Consider the following 17326-nt stretch of genomic DNA (forward strand, 5'->3'; position numbering starts at 1 on the left):
AGCGAAAGCTTGCTCGCGAAGGCATCGTGTCAGTCGACATATATGACTGACACTCCGCTTTCGCGAGCAAGCTCGCTCCCACAGGATTTGTGCACATCGTGAACCTTGTGAGCCTGCTCGCGATGGCGGCTTGTGAGCGACTAGAATGCCGGCTCTGTCCAGATCGAATCGCCGCCCATGCTTTTGCCTACCTCCGATTGGCTACCCCAAGCCCCGCTACAACCCCTTCATCTGGACTGGCTCGCAGCCGCCGGCATTGAAGTCGCCATCCTGCGCCTCGACCAGATCGACCCGCTGATTAGCGGCAACAAATGGTTCAAACTCATCGAACACCTCAATGCGGCAGACCGCGCAGGTGCCGAAGGCATCATCAGTCTCGGTGGGGCTCACTCTAATCATCTGCACGCGTTGGCGGCAGCAGGGAAACGGCTGGGCTTCAACACCGTGGGACTGTTGCGCGGGCATGCGCAGGAGACGGCGACGGTGCAGGATTTGCTGGCGTTCGGCATGCAGTTGCACTGGTTGGGTTACGGCGGTTATCGCGCGCGCAATGAGCCAGGATTCTGGGCGCCTTGGCGCGAGCGGTATCCGCAACTGCATGCAGTGCCTGAGGGCGGCGGCGGTTTAATGGGTGCGCTCGGTTGCGCGGCCATCAAAGAACAGGCGCAGGCGCAATTGCGCACCCTGGGCTGGCGCGACTATCACGCTTGGTGGCTGGCTTGCGGCACCGGGACGACACTCGCCGGGCTGGTTCTCGCCGAGGCGGGTGTGCACCCGGTCTATGGTGCGCTGGCTGTCCCTGAAGATCACGGCGTGCAGCCGCAGGTCGAGTCGATTATGCAGTCAGCCGGACTGGCCACTGCCGGCTATGAACTGATCGACGCCAGCCGTGGGGGTTTTGCCAAGGTTGATCCGGCGTTGCTTGCGTTCATCGAACAAACCGAGCAGACCAGCGGCATTCCTCTGGAGCCGCTGTACACCGGCAAAGCATTGCTGGCGCTCAAGCAGAAGGTCGAGGCAGGCAAGTTCACAACCGGCATGCGGCTGATCTTCATTCATACCGGTGGCTTGCAGGGGCGACGCGGTTTTATCGCCAGCCCCTGACGGTCAACCGCGCTTGGGCATCATCCGCAGCAGCGTGTTATCGCGCACCACATAATGGTGATAGATCCCCGCCAGCGCATGCAGGCCGATCAGCCAGTAGCCGATCGTGGCAATGAGCACATGCCAGTGCTCGACCTGCTTGGCGAAATCCTTGTTCTCCGCGACCAGCAGCGGCAGATCAAAACCATAGAACATCACCTGATGCCCTTCGGCGCTGGTAATCATCCAGCCGAGAATCGGCATGCTGATCATGAACAGGTACAGCGCCCAGTGCATCAGCCGCGCCAGTACGGTTTGCCATTGCGGTGAGGCGGGGAAGATTTTCGGCGCCGGGCCAATGCTGCGCGCGAGCAGGCGAAACCACACCAGCACAAACACGGTCAGGCCGAGCATGTAGTGCACTTCGCGGATCAGCGTGCGCCCGCCACTGCCTTTGGGGAATAGCCCGCGCAACTCCATGCTGGCGTAGACCAGCACCAACAGGACCAGCATCAGCCAGTGCAACAGGACCGATACGGTGCTGTAACGGGATTCGGAACTTGTCCACGGCATACGGTGTTTCCTCACAGATCAGGGTCAAAACGGCCGTTCTTGTGCGACGGCATGCTTTAACTGTAATCCGCTTTGGCGGATTTGCCTGAGGCTGATCGGACTTTCAATGCCCTGAATCAGGGCTTTGCCAATAAAAAACGCCAGCGTCGTGCAGACGCTGGCGTTTTTATTGGCAGCAAGCGGCAGGGATCAGCTCGATTGCGGCATCTCACCGTTGGCCAGGCGCTTGTTGATGTCGGCGATCACTTCCGGCAGATCAGTGATGGTGTCGATCATGTAGTGCGGGCGCGAGCCTTCGAACAGCGCGTGAATGCGCTTGCGTTCGCTGGCCAGCTCATCGCTGCCCAAAGCGCGGAAACCGGCGTAATCCAGACCCAGCGCATTGCCCGAGCAGATCAGCGCGACCGTCCACATCCCGGCGCGGCGGCCTTCGAGAATGCCCGGCACGGTGTCATCGATCTTCACGCACGCCCCGACATCGTCAATGCCCAGCGCGATCACGTTGGCCAGCGCCTGAGCCGGCCATGGGCGGCCATTCGGCACTTCGTCGGTGGCGACCACATGGTCAGCGACGTAGCCGTTGGTGGCGGCCAGTTCGACGACCTTGTCCATCACTTGCTTCGGGTAGCCGGAGCAGGAACCGATCTTGATCCCTTGCTGGCGCAGGTTGGCGATGGTTTCCAAGGCGCCGGGAATCAGCGCCGAGTGCTCGGCGATCTTCTCGATCTGCAGCGGCATGAAGCGCTTGTAGATGGCGGTGACGTCGTCGTCGGTCGGCGTGCGGCCGAACGCCTTGCGATAACGCTCGGCCACTTGCGGCTGATCGCAGAGGGTGCGGATGTGGTCCCACTTGCCCATGCCCATCGGGCCACGGGCTTCTTCGATGGAGACCTGCACGTCGAATTCGGCGAAGGCTTCGACGAAAATCTGTGTTGGCGCGAAAGAGCCAAAATCGACCACGGTACCGGCCCAGTCGAGGATCGCGGCTTGCAGCTTGTTTGGATTGACGTAGTTCATGTTTATCAAATTCCTGAGTTGGCAATGCAATTCAAATGTGGGAGCGAGCTTGCTCGCGAAGGCGTCGGATCAGTCGATATCTATGTTGAATGTGCGACCGCATTCGCGAGCAAGCTCGCTCCCACAGGGGATTAAGGGTGGGTTTTAGATCTCTAACACTTCCATCTCGCGCAAGACCTCACCGACCGCCGCGACGGCTTCGCGCATTTCGTCCGGGCTGACGTGGCCGATGCAGCCGACACGGAAGGTCTCGACCTGAGTCAATTTGCCCGGATAGAGGATGTAACCCTTGGCCTTGACCCGTTCGTAGAAATCCTTGAACTGATAACGCGGATCTTGCGGGGCATGGAATGTGGCAATGATCGGCGCCTGAATCGCCGCCGGCAGAAAGCTGCGCAAACCGAGTTTGCCCATCTCTTCCATCAGTGCCTGACAGTTGGCGGCGTAACGCGCATGCCGTGCCGGCAGGCCACCTTCTTCGTTGTATTGCAGCAGCGCTTCGTGCAGCGCCGCGACCACGTGGGTCGGCGGAGTGAAGCGCCATTGCCCGGTCTTGATCATGTAGGCGTGCTGGTCGTACAGGTCCATCGCCAGTGAATGCGAATTACCGGCGGCAGCGGCCAGTGATTCCTTGCGAGCGAAGACAAACCCCATCCCCGGCACGCCTTCCAGGCATTTGCCGGAGGCGGCGATCAGTGCGTCGAACGGCACTTGCTGCGCATCTACTGGCAAGGCACCGAAGGAACTCATGGCGTCGATGATCAGACGTTTGCCGTGTTGCTCAACGACCTGAGCGATCTCCGCCAGCGGGTTGAGAATGCCGGTGCTGGTTTCGCAATGGATCAGCGCAACGTGGGTGATGTCGCTGTCGGCGCGCAGCAGACGATCGACGTCAGCGGCTGTAGTCGGTTCATCTTCAGCGGTTTCAAAAGTGCTGAACGAGCGGCCAAGCACTTCGCAGATCTTCGCCAGACGCTTGCCGTAGGCGCCGTTGATCAGCACCAGCACTTTACCGTCACGTGGCACCAAGGTGCCGATCGCCGCTTCAACGGCGAAGGTGCCGCTGCCCTGCAATGGCACGCAGTGGTGAGTGGCGGCGCCGTTGAGGATCGCCAGCAATTGTTCGCAAAGGCTGGCGGTCAGTTGATTGAAGCGGTCATCCCATGACCCCCAGTCGACCATCATCGCCTGGCGGGTGCGGGCCGAAGTGGTCAACGGGCCGGGAGTGAGCAGGATGGGTTCGGCGATACTCATTCGTGTGTCCTCGGATTGCGCTGTGGGATGAAGCTACGGGGCATACGTTGCAATTCGCCGTTGCATCAATCAAATTGTTTGTTGTTATGCCAGCCATCAGTGAGATTTATTCATGAACCTGTTTCAGCTCCGCGCCTTCGACGCCGTGGCCCGCGAAGGCAGCTTCACCCGCGCCGCCGCGCGCTTGTTCATCAGTCAGCCGGCGGTCACCGGGCACATCAAGGCGCTGGAAGAGCACTATCAGATCACCCTGTTGCGGCGCACCGCGCGACGGGTGGAACTGACCGAGGAGGGCACCAAACTCGCGGCGATCACCCGCGCGATGTTTGGCCTCGCGGAAGAGGCGCAGACGATGCTCGAGGCCAACCGGCAGTTGTTGACCGGGCGGCTGGAAGTGGCGGCGGACGGGCCGCACATGGTCATGCCGATGTTGGCCAGCCTGCGTGCACGCTATCCGGGCATCACCGTCAATCTGCGCTTGGGCAACGCCCAGGAAACCCTCGCGGCGTTGTTGTCGGAACACGCCGATGTGGCGGTATTGACCGAAGTCGAGCCGCGCAAGGGCCTGCATCTGCAAGCGTTGAGCGAATCAAGAATTTGCGCATTGGTGCCGGCGGGGCACCCGTGGGCGATGCGCGCCGGGGAGGTGAAACTCAAGGAACTGGATCAGGTGATCATGGTGCTGCGCGAGCCGAGTTCGATCACCCGGCGTACGTTTGATCAGGCGTGTGCGCAGGCGTCGATCCATCCGCGTGTGTTGCTGGAACTTGATAGCCGTGAGGCGGTGACTGAAGCCGTCGCCGCTGAGTTGGGCGTTGGCGTGGTGTCGTCGGTGGAGGTCAGCCATGATCCGCGAGTGATGGCGATTCCGATTGTCGGGGACGGGCTGATGAACCGGCACATGATCGGTTGCATGGAGCGGCGTCGGGAGTTGCGCCTGATTCAGGCGTTCTTTGGCCTGGCACCCGCCTGATACACCATGGCACTCCCTTCGCGAGCAAGCTCGCTCCCACAGGGAATATGCATTCCAAATGTGGGAGCGAGCTTGCTCGCGAAGGGGCCCTCACGGTTCACACAAGACTCTGGCGAACCATATCGAGAAAGGTCGCCACCACCCGTCGATTGCTTTGCTCACGCAAACACACCAGCGTCTCCGTCAGCCGTCGCGTGCAATCGATAATCGGCAACGCACACACCCGCGAGTCCGCGCCAAACTCTGCTGCCGAGACCACGCCGACACCAATCCCGACCACCACCGCCTCACGCGCCGCTTCCCGGCCTTCCACCTGAATCGCCGGGCGAATGCGAAAACCGGCCCGGGCCATTTCCTCTTCCAGTGTCTGCCGCGTCACCGATCCGTGTTCACGCAGCACCAGCGGCGTGTCATCCAAGTCTTCCAGGTAAATCGATTCGCGCTCGGCCCACGGATGATTGCGCGAAACAAACGCCACCATCGGATCGTTACGCAAAGGAACGCACAGCAAGCGTTCATCGCTGACATCTCGCCCGAGCAGCGCCAGATCGGCCTGATAGTTGAACAGGCGAAACAGCGATTCATCGGTATTGCCGGTTTCGATCTTCACGCTGATCCCGGGATAGCGCTCGCAGAACCGCGCGATTTGCGGCAGCACGTGCACCGGCGCATCCACTGCCAGAATCAGGCTGCCGGTCTGCAAAGCCTGGGATTCCTGCAGCAGTTCCTGCGCTTCCGCTTCAATCACGAACAGGCGCTGGGTGATCGCCAACAAGCGTTCGCCGAGATCGGTCAGGCGCACGGAACGTTTATTGCGGTGAAACAGCAAAACACCGAAGCGTTCTTCGAGTTTGCGCACCTGGTCGGAAATCGCCGGTTGCGTGAGAAAAAGGCGCTCGGCGGCTTTGGTGAAGCTTCCATGCACGGCCACGGCGTGGAAGGCTTTGAGTTGGGCGTGGGACACCGACATGCAGTCACCTGATAGTTAAGTCAGTAACAAGCTGAGCTTATGTGTGAAATACGATAAATCGATTTTATTTATTAAACAGTAATTGCTTTGATCGACTCACGCCATCGCTGACTGCCCGCTCGGGCAGCACGGTGGCCATGAGCCTGTGCGTGCAACAGCAGGACTCATCTGACCGATATCGCCGTAGGGACGGGGTGATATCGCAGTGCTCAACAATAAAAACACAGGCGTTTTTCTTAACGATTCTGCCGGCACACTCACACCCTGAGGTCAGAACCACAATGAACAAGCACATCGGCACCATTGCGCGTTGGCGCATGCAGATTTTCGCGATTACCTGGCTGGCGTACGCCGCGTTCTACTTCACCCGCAAAGCGTTTTCGGTGGCCAAACTCGGCATTGCCGAAGACCCGACCTTCATGCTCGACAAGATGGCCATGGCCAACCTCGATGCGATTTATCTGGCGGCTTATGCCCTCGGCCAGTTCACCTGGGGCATGCTCGCCGACCGCTTTGGTCCTCGGGTCGTGGTGCTCGGTGGTTTGCTGATTTCCGCGGCAGCGGCGCTGGTGATGGGCAGTTACGCCACGTTACCGATCTTCGCCACCTGCATGTTGATTCAGGGCCTGGCGCAGTCCACCGGATGGTCGGGGCTGTGCAAAAACCTCGGCAGTTTTTTCCCTTCGCAACAACGTGGACGGGTGCTCGGGTTATGGAGTTCCTGCTACGCATTTGGTGGTCTGGTGGCGTCGCCGTTCGCCGGTTGGTGGGCCTATACCTTGATGGGTACCTGGCACGCGGCGTTCATTTCCAGCGCGGTGGTGGTTGCCGTGGTGGCGGTGTTGTTCTTTATCTTCCAGCGCAACAAACCGGAAGACGTCGGTTTGCCGGCGGTTGAGCCGGAACCTGTATTGACGGCGGAAGAAACCGAAGCCAACAGCAAACTCAGCGTTTGGGAGCCTCTGAAAGAAATCCTGCGTAACCGCACGGTGCTGGTGCTGGGCCTGGCGTATTTCATGTTGAAACCGGCGCGTTACGCGATTCTGTTGTGGGGCCCGGTGATTGTCTTTGAACAGATGCCCAGTGTCGGCAAGGTCGGCGCGGCGATCATTCCCACTTCGTTCGAGCTGGCCGGATTGCTCGGGCCGATTCTGATCGGGCTGGCCTCGGACAAACTGTTCGGTGCCCGGCGCATGCCAGCGTGCGTGATCAGTCTGTTCTTGCTCACTGTGACGCTGGCGCTGTTCATGGCCGCGTTGCACACCGGCAGTGTCTTGCTGGTGGTTGCGCTGCTGTTCGTCATGGGCCTGACCCTGTATGGCCCGGATTCAATGATCAGCGGTGCCGCTGCGATCGATTTCGGCAAAGCCAAGGCCGGCGCCACCGCTGCCGGTTTCGTCAACGGCTGCGGCTCGGTGGGGGCGGTACTCGGTGGTTTGCTGCCGGGTTACTTCGATTCGGTGACGGTGTTCATCGTCTTCGCCGGTTGCGCGCTGTTCTCGGCGCTGGTGCTGATTCCGCACTGGAACAGCCGCCCGGTTGGTGTCATGGAACCGCGTGCCTCGATCCCCAATTGCCCGCTGACGATCAAACCCCTGCGTTCCTGAAACCCTTTGCCTCGCGGCCTGCTGCGGCGTTCGCGGCAGGCTGTGGCGCGGCCAACCGACTGGAGAAAAACATGAGACCGTTTTGGCTGGAGCAAGCCTTGCAGGCCGACACCTCTGAAATCTGCCCGCCGTTGCAGGGTGAAGTCCGCACTGATGTGTGCATCGTTGGCGGCGGCTACACCGGGTTGTGGACGGCAATCATGCTCAAGCAACAGAACCCCGAGCTCGATGTGTTGCTGATCGAAGCGGACATCTGCGGCGCTGGCGCGAGCGGGCGCAACGGCGGTTGTGCGCTGTCGTGGTCGGCAAAATATTTCACCCTTGAGCGCTTGTTTGGCGTCGAAGAAGCGGTGCGCTTGGTCAAGGAGTCGGAACGCAGCATTCATGCGATCGGCGAGTTCTGTGAGCAGTACGGCGTCGATGCCGATTACCGTCTCGACGGCACGCTGTACACCGCGACCAACCGCGCGCAGGTCGGTTCGACCGACGCGGTGATCGCCGCGCTGGAGCGCAATGGCATCAACTCGTTCTCCCAGCGTCCGCTCGCTGATGTGCAGCGCATGGCCGGTTCGAGCAAACATCTGGAAGGCTGGTTCTCGCCGGCAGCGGCCAGCGTGCAACCGGGCAAACTGGTGCGTGGCTTGCGTCGGGTGGCGTTGCAACTGGGCGTGAAAATCCACGAAAGCACCGCGATGACCGGACTGGAAGAAGGGCGCCCGGCACGCTTGCAGACGCCGCATGGCACGGTGATCGCCGATCGCGTGGTGCTGGCGATGAATGCGTGGATGGCCCGTGCCTTCCCACAGTTCCAACGCAGCGTGGCAATTGTCTCCAGCGACATGCTGATTACCGAACCGCGTCCGGAGTTGTTGCAGGAAATCGGTTTGACCAGCGGCGTTACCGTGCTCGATTCGCGGATTTTCGTGCACTACTACCACAACACCCCGGACGGTCGGATCATGCTTGGCAAGGGCGGCAACACCTTCGCGTTTGGTGGGCGCATGCTGCCGGTGTTCGATCAACCGTCGCCGTATGCCGGCCTGCTGAAAAACAGTCTCGCGGACTTCTTCCCGGCGTTTGCCGATGTGAAAGTCGATGCCACCTGGAACGGCCCGTCGGATCGCTCGGTCACCGGGCTACCGTTCTTCGGCCAGATGAGCAGCGCGGGCAATGTGTTTTACGGTTTCGGTTATTCGGGCAGCGGCGTCGGCCCGTGTCACATGGGCGGGCAGATTCTTGCTTCGCTGGTGCAGGGGCTGGACAACCTGTGGACGCGCTCGCCGCTGGTCAACGGGCCGCTGGGCTATTTTCCGCCGGAGCCGATCCGTTACCTCGGCTCGTTGATGGTGCGCAACGCTATCCGCCGCAAGGAGCGCGCCGAGGATCACGGGCGGCGACCTCGGCATCTGGATGTGCGTCTGGCGAAATTCGCCGCAGCGGCCGGCAAGGCTGACAAAGGTTAAAGCACTGCTGCACATGCAGGCGCTGCGGCGGCTCCTGCAAACTGAGGCTAATGGGCGTCGCTATTGAGCAGCCAGTCGAGCAATAAACTGCTGTCGCGGGCGGGCGGTGACTCGCGAGGCGGGGGCTTGCGTGAGTTGCCCAGGCACAGAATGGGCCGATCCGGATCGCTGTCGAGAAAGCTCACCCACACTTCGCTGCCGACACAGGGTAACTCCTCAGGGACGATTCGCCCGTTGGCCCCCGTCATGGCGATGGGCAGCCATATCGCATGGGCATCGGCATCGGGTGCTGAATCCGCTGGCCACAGTCTGACGGCGACGCGACCCTGGTCGTCGAGTCTTGCCGGTTGCCCCTCGATACCAAGTACGTTCGCCAAGTGATACCCGGCGATGCTCGGGCGCTGTTGTTTAAGCGGCGGGCGAAAGTCTGTCGACCACGGTTGGGCAGTGAAATCGTTGTGATAGCGGTGTACCGTCGGCGTCGGGTCAAGAATCGAGGGGTGTTGACCCTGATGGCTAATGGCAGTGATCCGCCATTGTTCGTTAAAGCTGTTGATCGGATGTTCGCTGACTTGCAGCAAATGTCCGCTAAGCAACCCGATACAGTCGCTGCGACCATTGACCGAACGAAGGTGGCAGCGTTGTCGCTCCAGGTGCCGCCGACTGCGCTGTTCGCTGTGGCGTTGTTCCAGAGAAAGCACAGGCGGCCGGGCCATTGATCGGCTTTGATTGGCAGCATCCTCGTCGATGGCCCGCTGCCCCCGATTGCGTACCGCGGGCAGTGTCGTCATGGGGGCGGCATGGTGATGCTGGAATAGCGCACTGACGCAGGGTGAGCGCGCTTGCTGATCATCCATGAACGGCACCAGGGCCGGTTCTTGCGGCAAACTCAGGCTGTCATCGGCGAAAACGACGACGTGACCGTCCGCGCGGTGTTCGAAGTGATAGTGGATACCTTCTTCCTCGCAGAGCCTGTGCAGCAGTGCCAGATCGCTTTCCTCGAACTGGATGCAGAACGGCCGCACCGGATAGCAACCCACGGTCATTTCAATCCGGTAGCCCTCGGCGGGCAGAGCATTTTCCGCGAGCAACTGCAGGAGAATCTGCGGCACGCTCTGTTGCACGAACACCCGACGTCTGCTCGGCTGCGCCAACCGCAGCAGCGACGGCACTATCATCAGGCGATAGCCGATGCGATGGGTACCGCAATGTTCACAACTGGCGCTGTGGATAATCCCGTGAATCCCGTGATGGTCGTCCAGGCGCAGAAATACCGGTTGCTGCAATAGCGTACCCGGCGCCACGGCGGGGGCCAGACCGATAAGTTCGATGTCGAATCGGTAGGGCTGGTTGAGCGCTTCCTCGCCGCGAAAGCGCAACACCGGCAGGCATAAACCGCTATTGGTCAGGGTCAGGGTAAACGGACTTTCCTTGTCATTGAGCATTCGAACAGGCTCTGTCAGGCAATACGGGTTTAAGAGGGTACGAAACCCCAGCGCCGAAAGGTCATGTCAAAGGGTGTTTTCAGAATCGCCCTACAAGGTCTGGTGAAGATGTCGATTCCACATTGTTTTTTTGGTCGATTGCCGACTTTAGGCCGTATAAACTTGGCGCCATGCGTCGGCCAATAGATGTCTCGGCGCCACAGATCAAGAGAGTGAGTAATGGGCGCACAGTGGAAGGTTAAACACAAAGAAGCGGCATCCAACGCCAAGGGCAAGATCTTCGGCAAACTGGTGAAGGAAATCACCATCGCTGCCCGCAACGGTGCCGATACCGCTACCAACGCACACCTGCGTCTGGTGGTCGAACAGGCCAAGAAAGCCTCGATGCCAAAAGAAACCCTCGATCGCGCGATCAAGAAAGGCGCCGGTCTGCTCGGTGAAACCGTGCAGTACCATCGCGTGACCTACGAAGGGTTCGCCCCGCACCAGGTGCCGCTGATCGTCGAGTGCGTGACCGACAACATCAACCGCACTGTCGCGGAAATCCGCGTGGCGTTCCGTAAAGGCCAACTGGGGGCTTCCGGCTCCGTGGCCTGGGATTTCAACCATGTCGGCATGATCGAAGCCTCGCCGGACACTCCGGACGCCGATCCGGAAATGGCCGCCATCGAAGCCGGTGCTCAGGATTTCGAGCCGGGCGAAGACGGTGCGACGCTGTTTTTGACCGATCCTACTGATCTGGACTCGGTGCAGAAGGCGCTGCCAGAGCAAGGCTTCACCGTGCTGTCGGCGAAACTCGGCTACCAGCCGAAGAACCCGGTCAGCGGTTTGAGCGACGAGCAGATGGCTGAAGTCGAAGCGTTCCTCGAGGGCCTCGACAACCATGATGACGTGCAGGATATGTTTGTCGGCCTGGCGGGCTGATAGGCTTCGTCAGTGATGGCCTCATCGCTGGCAGGCTAGCTCCCACACTGGATCTGTGGCGTTCACAAATCCCCCGTAGGAGCTAGCCTGCTAGCGATCGACCGCGCAGCGGTCACAGATTCTCAAGCTGCCGCATGACCTCAGCAAACCCCGGTCGCGCCAGCACATCCGCCTGACAGCAACGCCGCTCCAGCTCTTCAAGCACCGCACGCCGCTCATCACCCAAGCCCGAGTCGATGCGCGCCAGCAATTCCCCCAGCAAAACCCCGAACGCACGCACTTCGATGCGTTGCAACGCGCGCGTTTCCGCTGTATCGGCAATGGCGTGGAACGACGCCCCACCAAAATCCCCGAGCAGGCAATCGCCGCGCTCATTCAACAGAATGTTGTGCCCGTAGAGATCGCCGTGGGTGATGCCTTGCTGATGCAGATGCTCGGCTGCCGAGGCGATGCCTTTGGCGATGTTCAGCGCGACCTCGGCACTGAACCGGCAATCATCGGCGTAAACATCTCGTGAGCAAGACGCCAGGCTCGGCAGACCGGCGAGGTTGCCGAACGACGGATCGATCAACTGCATCACCAAGCCTTGCTGGCCGTCGGGATGGCCACTGATGCGCCCTTCGATACGGATCAGATTGGGATGCAGACCTGCGCTGATGCAGGCGTTCATTTCATGCAGCGGCGAGCCGTCGCTGGTCATTTCACCTTTGTACAGTTTCACCGCGACCGGCGTCACTGAGCCATCGTCGCGCTGCCAGCTCGCCCGGGAAATCACCCCCGAGGCACCTTCGCCCAAACGCTGTTCCAGACTCAGCGCCGACCAGGAGATTTGTGCTGTCGCTTCCAGCGCGGCGGCGTCCGCCTCGGTCTCCAGCGGGTTACCGGCGTAGGCCAGCCAGGTCAGGCTCGGCAGGTTGAGCAGCCATTGCGGCAGTTCGCTCAGGCGGTTGGCAGAGATGCGCAGCAGCTCCAGTCGATGGCAGTTGCTCAGGGAGGGCGGCAGCGTTTGCAGACGGTTGCCGGACAGCATGAGTTTTTGCAGAGCAGGGCGCTCACCGAGTTCGCTCGGCAGGTTCTCGATGCAGTTGTCGGTCAGGATCAGCCAGCGCAACGCTGGTGGCAGAGCGCTGCCGGGTACGTTGACGATGCGATTGGCTCTGAAGCCGACCATCGTCAGGGCCGCGCACTGACCGAGGCAGGCCGGCAGTTCGGTGAACGGGTTGTCGGAGCAGAACAGCACGCGCAGGCGTGTCAGACGGTGCAAGTCATCCGGCAGGCTGCTCAATTGGTTGCCGCTGAGGTTGAGGATTTCCAGGGTATCGGCCAGATCGAAAATCTCGCGCGGGAACTCGGTCAGTCCGCACGACAGATCCAGCCGGGTGATGCCCGACAACTCGCCGGCGCGCAATTGAGCAAGGGTGTGCATGTTTGGTGTTCGCTATTGATCAGTGGAGCGACGCAGGGGCGCTGAGAATGGGCGACATGATAACGGCAAAGCCCGGGTTTGAATTGGATAGGTGGCGAAACTTCAGATGCCTTTGGTGGGAGCGAGCAGGCTCAGTCGTTGTTGTGCAACTCTTGCAACTGCCCCAGGCGACTGCGCGTGCGCGCCAGGTCTATGGCATAGCCGTCGAGGCTTTCACACAAGGGCAGGCGACCGAGCAGCGTCAGGTGTTTGTCCAGGTCGTACAACACGTCGATCAGGTTGATGAAGCGCTGTTGGGCGGCGATCGAGCACTCTCCCAGTTCCGGCAGATCATCAATGATCCAGCGGTCGAAACGTCGACACAGTTCCAGATAATCCATGACCGCCGTTGGCTGTTCACACAGATCGCCGAAGGTAAAACCAACACGCCGCTCTTCACACAATCGAGCCTGAAACTGCCGGGTGCCGACGGATATCTGAATGGCTGGCGTATCGGCCGGCGGCAGCTCCAGAGCGGTGCGTTGCGCTGGCGTGGCCGGCCACACGTAATGCCCCTGAGTGAAGATCTGATGTGCAGAGTGGCGTGCCTGACTGCGGTAATCGTGCGGACCGCCGACTTCCATCACCTGCATGCGCATATTGATCAGTTCGATCACCGGTTTGAAGCGCGCGTGATAGAGCGGATTGGGCAGCAGCCCTTCCGGCGCATAGTTGGAGGTCACCAACAGCAGAATTCGCCGTTTGAACAGTGCCTTGAACAGCCGCGTGATGAGCATGGCATCGCCGATGTCATGCACATGAAACTCGTCGAAACACAGCACCCGACAATCCTCCAGCAGTTCGTCGAGGGTCACTTCGAGGGCATCGTCCTGCTCGCGATGGCTGAACATGCCCTGATGCAATTGCGCGAAAAACTGATGGAAATGCAGGCGCCGTTTCTGGGTGATCGGCAAGGCCTGAAAAAAGCCATCGAGCAACCAGCTCTTGCCGCGTCCGACGGCGCCGAACAGATAGAGACTCGGCGCGGTTCGGTTGCCGGCGCCAAACAGCAGACTGGCCTGCTGCGCCATGCAATCAATGACGCGCTGCTGGCTGTGGCTGAGGGTGTAACCCTGACCGCCGGCCTTGTGCCGGAAGTAATCGCGGATCGACTGGGCGCTGGCGTCATGCCCGGCGCCGGCCGGCAAACCCTTGCCCAACCAACGGCGCAGCGCCGGCCAGCGATGGATCAGTCGCGATCGTTTCGGCGGTTGGGCAGGCACTGTCGGCGTCTCCGTGTTCGTCAAAACCGGCTCCCGCGAGCGCGGCGACACAGTGTAACCAGGCGTTGGGCTGGCCAGCCACCACAGCGGATCGACAGTGGGCGGTAATTGAACAAATTTGTGCCGCACGTACAGCTATTTTTAGCGACATGGCCGGACCTGTTGCCAACCTTTCGAAACATATCCCGGGCGATCCCTGGATCCAATCGACTGGCGGAATCGTCGACCGTTGCTAACCTCAATCACAGAAACGACGTCGCAAGTGATCACTGACAAGGAACGGCGCAGTGAATGTACATGTGGTCATGGGCCTGCTGGGGGTATTCGCGGCGCCTGTTCATGCTGCAGATCTTCAGGTTGAAGTGCGCGTCGATGTGCAGCGCGGCTGCCAGTTGATCGGTCAACAGCGTGGCGCCGGCATTGAGCAACTGGGTGTGCTCGACTTCGGTAGCACCGCACGCCTCGATGACCCCGCCGGGCCGTTGGCTGCCGCGTTGACCAATCAGCGCCTGCCACGCCTGGAATGCAATCCGGACACGCCCTACCAGATGCGCGTCGACGGAGGCTTGCATGGCGGTGTCGGTGAAGTCCGCTATATGGCCGCTTCGACGGGCAGCGAACCGATTCCATACCGTTTGTATCAGGACGCGGCGCGACGGCTGCCGCTGGTAGTGGATGTGCCGGTCAGCGGGCGGGTACCGGACAGCGGCACGGTGGAGCTGCCACTGTACGCGCGGATCGAGCGATTGGCCGAAGTGCCGCGAGTCGGGCGTTATTCGGATCTGGTCAAGGTAACGGTCACCTGGTGATCGCGATGGCAACAGGCACCCGGTGGACGTGGGTGCGCAAGGAAGGCGTTCAAAGACGAGCGCGGTGATTGAGTCAGCGTAAAGGAGCAGGGACGGTCGCGATGACAGGCAAACACTGGATGGTGGTGGCGGCAGGTACGCTGGCATTGCTCGCAGACGAGGCGCAAGCGGCGGTCAGTGGGCAGATCAATGCGCGGCTGATCCTTATTGCCGGCTGTGAAGTCACCAACAGCGGCACGCCCGACAGCCCGGTCAGTGCCCTCGGCACCCTCGATTTCGGCCTTCAGGGGCCCACCTGGAACGCACCGATCAAGGCCAGTCTCGACGGCGACAGCAGCGGCAAACTCAACGTAGCCTGCAATCCCTCCGTCACCGGTTTCACCGTCACCATCGACGGCGGTACCCACGGTGACGGCAATACCCGGCGCCTGAGCAACGGCCGCCAGACCCTTCCCTATCAGCTGTTCGTCGATCCCTCCGGCGCCCGGAGCTACAGCATCGGCCAGCAACACAATTTCGCTGTCACCAGCGCTGCGCAGATACCCATTCCGGTATTTGGCTCGGTGGTGGCGAATACCCGCGCGGTACCGGCAGGTGTCTATACCGACACGCTGACGGTGACGCTCGACTGGTAACCCCGTAGAGGACGGACACCATGCGTACATTTGCATCAAGGATAGGTTTGTCGTTGCTTGGCCTGGCGCTGGTTTCCAGTGCCAACGCCGCCACCACGGTCACCGGCCAGATCACCTCCAGCCTGATTCTGATCAGCAGTTGTCAGGTCAACGGTGCCGGCGGTTCCACCGGGCTGAACTTCGGTGCGTTGAACTTCGGCACCGCCAACAGCCTGTTCACCACCGCCACCGGGCAAGTGTTGGGCGGTGGCGGCGGGGCATTGTCGATTCTCTGCTCCAGTGGCACCACGCCGACGGTCAAGGTGCGCGCGGGTTCCCATGACGGCATGTCACCGGGAGGCACACGAGCGTTGTACGACGGCGTTGCCAATTACGTGCCGTACGACTTGTACACCGATGCCGGGCACTCGCAACTGCTGGCGATCGACGGGACGATCAACCTTGCCGCCAGCACCGGTGTCGCGCAGACGGTGAACCTCTACGGTCAGGCGGTGGGCAAGGCCGGTTTGCCGGCGGGCACGTACACCGACACCGTCGCTGTTGAACTGACGTTCTGATGCCATGCGCCGCCATGGCTGTGCCGCGCTGCTCCTGCTCTGTGCCGGCAGTGCGCCGTTGCCGCTGACAGCGGCGACGAGCCAGAGCTTTCAGGTGAGCGCCACGGTCACTGCCGGGTGTCTGGTGGTGGGCGGAGTGTCGAACTATGGCGGGCTGAATTTCGGTTCGCGTTCGGCACTGGCTACCGGCACCGTGCAGGTGGCGCTGACCGGTGGCGTGCAATTGCAATGCACGCCGGGGGTGACGCTGAACATGAGCGTCGATGGCGGTCAGTACAACATCAGTGGCCGGCACATGCAGGTCAACAGCGGCAGTGCGCGGGTCGCGTATGCGCTGTTTCGCGATGCGGCATACAGCCAGAGCCTGGGCATTGGCCAGAGTGTGGCGGTGGCCTACATCGATGCGAACAACATCAGCCTGCCGATTTACGGTCAGGTGCAATTGCCGGGCAATCAGCCTGGGGGGACGTACAGCGACGTGTTGCAGGTGCAACTGTCGTGGTAAGGCGAAGTTGAATGGCCGACAAGGAGCAGGTTTATGGGGTCAGTTACGTCACGGCATTCTTTCATGCGCTGTGTGATGTGGACGATGGTCATGCTTGGGGCAAGCCAGGCACAAGCGGCGAGTTCGGTGCTGATCTGGCCGATCGATCCGGTGCTGGAGGCTGATCAACAGGCCAGTGCGCTGTGGCTGGAAAACCGTGGCAGCGAAACTGCCAATCTGCAGATCCGCGTATTCGGCTGGAGCCAGAGTGGTTTCGCCGAGCAATACCAGAACCAGCGCGACGTGATCGGCAGCCCACCGGTGGCGAAGATCGAACCGGGGCAGAAACAACTGGTGCGTCTGACCCGAACCAAGGACGTACCGCCGGGGCAGGAGCTGGCCTACCGGATCATCATCGACGAAATTCCCTCCGCGCAACCAGCCACCGCTGACGGCGGCAAAACCGCTGCGGCGATTCGCTTCCAGATGCGTTACTCGGTGCCGCTGTTTGCCTATGGTGCCGGGCTGTGGAGCAAAGAAGACAGCACCCGCGCGCGCGATCCCAAAGGTGTCGGCCTGCCGCAGTTGAGCTGGCGCACGGTGGCAGTGGACGGCAAGCCTTATGTCGAAGTACGCAATCAGGGCGCGGTGCATGCGCGACTGACCGACGTGGCAATCAAACAGGCCGGGCAGAGCAAGCCATTGGCCGAAGGGCTGTTGGGTTATGTGCTGCCCGGCGCGGTGATGCGCTGGCCGGCACCGGCGCCGCTGACCAATGATTCGGCGTTGCAGGTACGAGTAAATGGCGCGGCACAGGTGCAGAGCATCACGCCCGCCAAGTGAG

The 17326-nt window shown here is 61.0% G+C and carries 17 protein-coding genes; 10 read left to right on the forward strand and 7 right to left on the reverse strand.

The genetic code is table 11. The annotated features are described in order from the left end of the window. Nucleotides 1-177: 177 nt before the first annotated feature. Nucleotides 178-1104 (forward strand): 1-aminocyclopropane-1-carboxylate deaminase/D-cysteine desulfhydrase, encoded by a 927-nt coding sequence (locus GTU76_RS13895; RefSeq protein ID WP_180698845.1) that lies wholly within the window; start codon nucleotides 178-180, stop codon nucleotides 1102-1104. 3 nt (nucleotides 1105-1107) lie between these two features. On the opposite strand, the gene GTU76_RS13900 is transcribed toward GTU76_RS13895, so the two are convergent. The 3 genes from GTU76_RS13900 to GTU76_RS13910 all read right to left on the reverse strand — a co-directional run bounded on the left by GTU76_RS13900 (nucleotide 1108) and on the right by GTU76_RS13910 (nucleotide 3927). Further along, on the reverse strand, nucleotides 1108-1656 hold the full coding sequence (locus tag GTU76_RS13900; protein ID WP_016983903.1) for a cytochrome b: 549 nt from the start codon (nucleotides 1654-1656) through the stop codon (nucleotides 1108-1110). Nucleotides 1657-1845: 189 nt separating this feature from the next. Beyond that, entirely contained in the window at nucleotides 1846-2673 is an 828-nt protein-coding gene (phnX, locus tag GTU76_RS13905; RefSeq protein WP_016983904.1) for a phosphonoacetaldehyde hydrolase, read from the reverse strand. A gap of 144 nt (nucleotides 2674-2817) precedes the next feature. After that, a complete protein-coding gene (locus GTU76_RS13910; RefSeq protein WP_016983905.1) occupies nucleotides 2818-3927 on the reverse strand; it encodes a 2-aminoethylphosphonate--pyruvate transaminase in 1110 nt (369 codons plus the stop codon). Nucleotides 3928-4039: 112 nt separating this feature from the next. Here GTU76_RS13910 and GTU76_RS13915 point away from each other — a divergent pair, with 112 nt between their 5' ends. After that, nucleotides 4040-4900 carry a LysR substrate-binding domain-containing protein gene (locus GTU76_RS13915; RefSeq protein ID WP_016983906.1) on the forward strand — a complete coding sequence of 287 codons (861 nt, stop codon included), beginning with the start codon at nucleotides 4040-4042 and terminating at the stop codon, nucleotides 4898-4900. 97 nt (nucleotides 4901-4997) lie between these two features. Here GTU76_RS13915 and GTU76_RS13920 read toward each other — a convergent pair whose 3' ends face one another. Continuing rightward, nucleotides 4998-5870 (reverse strand): LysR family transcriptional regulator, encoded by an 873-nt coding sequence (locus tag GTU76_RS13920; protein WP_016983907.1) that lies wholly within the window; start codon nucleotides 5868-5870, stop codon nucleotides 4998-5000. A 281-nt stretch (nucleotides 5871-6151) separates the two neighbouring features. Here GTU76_RS13920 and GTU76_RS13925 point away from each other — a divergent pair, with 281 nt between their 5' ends. Both GTU76_RS13925 and GTU76_RS13930 read left to right on the forward strand, forming a co-directional pair. Next, nucleotides 6152-7477, forward strand: a complete 1326-nt coding sequence (locus GTU76_RS13925; protein WP_180698846.1) for an MFS transporter — start codon at nucleotides 6152-6154, stop codon at nucleotides 7475-7477. A gap of 71 nt (nucleotides 7478-7548) precedes the next feature. Further along, nucleotides 7549-8940, forward strand: a complete 1392-nt coding sequence (locus GTU76_RS13930) for an FAD-dependent oxidoreductase (protein ID WP_180698847.1) — start codon at nucleotides 7549-7551, stop codon at nucleotides 8938-8940. A 47-nt stretch (nucleotides 8941-8987) separates the two neighbouring features. On the opposite strand, the gene GTU76_RS13935 is transcribed toward GTU76_RS13930, so the two are convergent. Then, a complete protein-coding gene (locus tag GTU76_RS13935; protein ID WP_180698848.1) occupies nucleotides 8988-10385 on the reverse strand; it encodes a type VI secretion system Vgr family protein in 1398 nt (465 codons plus the stop codon). Nucleotides 10386-10604: 219 nt separating this feature from the next. Here GTU76_RS13935 and GTU76_RS13940 point away from each other — a divergent pair, with 219 nt between their 5' ends. Continuing rightward, nucleotides 10605-11309, forward strand: coding sequence for a YebC/PmpR family DNA-binding transcriptional regulator (locus tag GTU76_RS13940; protein ID WP_016983911.1), 705 nt, complete (start codon nucleotides 10605-10607; stop codon nucleotides 11307-11309). Nucleotides 11310-11421: 112 nt separating this feature from the next. On the opposite strand, the gene GTU76_RS13945 is transcribed toward GTU76_RS13940, so the two are convergent. Next, nucleotides 11422-12735, reverse strand: coding sequence for a leucine-rich repeat-containing protein kinase family protein (locus tag GTU76_RS13945; RefSeq protein WP_180698849.1), 1314 nt, complete (start codon nucleotides 12733-12735; stop codon nucleotides 11422-11424). Nucleotides 12736-12866: 131 nt separating this feature from the next. After that, the gene (gene zapE, locus GTU76_RS13950) at nucleotides 12867-13997 is read right to left on the reverse strand and encodes a cell division protein ZapE (protein ID WP_180698850.1); all 1131 of its coding nucleotides are present in this window, start codon (nucleotides 13995-13997) and stop codon (nucleotides 12867-12869) included. Between the two features lie 305 nt (nucleotides 13998-14302). Between zapE and GTU76_RS13955 the strand changes: the two genes are divergently transcribed. The 5 genes from GTU76_RS13955 (at nucleotide 14303) to GTU76_RS13975 (ending at nucleotide 17325) form a co-directional block, all read left to right on the forward strand. Beyond that, a complete protein-coding gene (locus GTU76_RS13955; protein WP_180698895.1) occupies nucleotides 14303-14806 on the forward strand; it encodes a Csu type fimbrial protein in 504 nt (167 codons plus the stop codon). A 101-nt stretch (nucleotides 14807-14907) separates the two neighbouring features. Then, nucleotides 14908-15441 carry a Csu type fimbrial protein gene (locus GTU76_RS13960; protein ID WP_016983915.1) on the forward strand — a complete coding sequence of 178 codons (534 nt, stop codon included), beginning with the start codon at nucleotides 14908-14910 and terminating at the stop codon, nucleotides 15439-15441. 20 nt (nucleotides 15442-15461) lie between these two features. Continuing rightward, nucleotides 15462-15998 carry a Csu type fimbrial protein gene (locus tag GTU76_RS13965; RefSeq protein WP_007949687.1) on the forward strand — a complete coding sequence of 179 codons (537 nt, stop codon included), beginning with the start codon at nucleotides 15462-15464 and terminating at the stop codon, nucleotides 15996-15998. A gap of 4 nt (nucleotides 15999-16002) precedes the next feature. Continuing rightward, entirely contained in the window at nucleotides 16003-16503 is a 501-nt protein-coding gene (locus tag GTU76_RS13970) for a Csu type fimbrial protein (RefSeq protein ID WP_175553814.1), read from the forward strand. Nucleotides 16504-16536: 33 nt separating this feature from the next. Beyond that, entirely contained in the window at nucleotides 16537-17325 is a 789-nt protein-coding gene (locus GTU76_RS13975) for a fimbrial biogenesis chaperone (protein WP_180698851.1), read from the forward strand. Nucleotide 17326 lies beyond the last annotated feature (1 nt).

Source organism: Pseudomonas crudilactis (genome assembly GCF_013433315.1).
Classification (GTDB): Bacteria; Pseudomonadota; Gammaproteobacteria; order Pseudomonadales; family Pseudomonadaceae; genus Aquipseudomonas; species Aquipseudomonas crudilactis.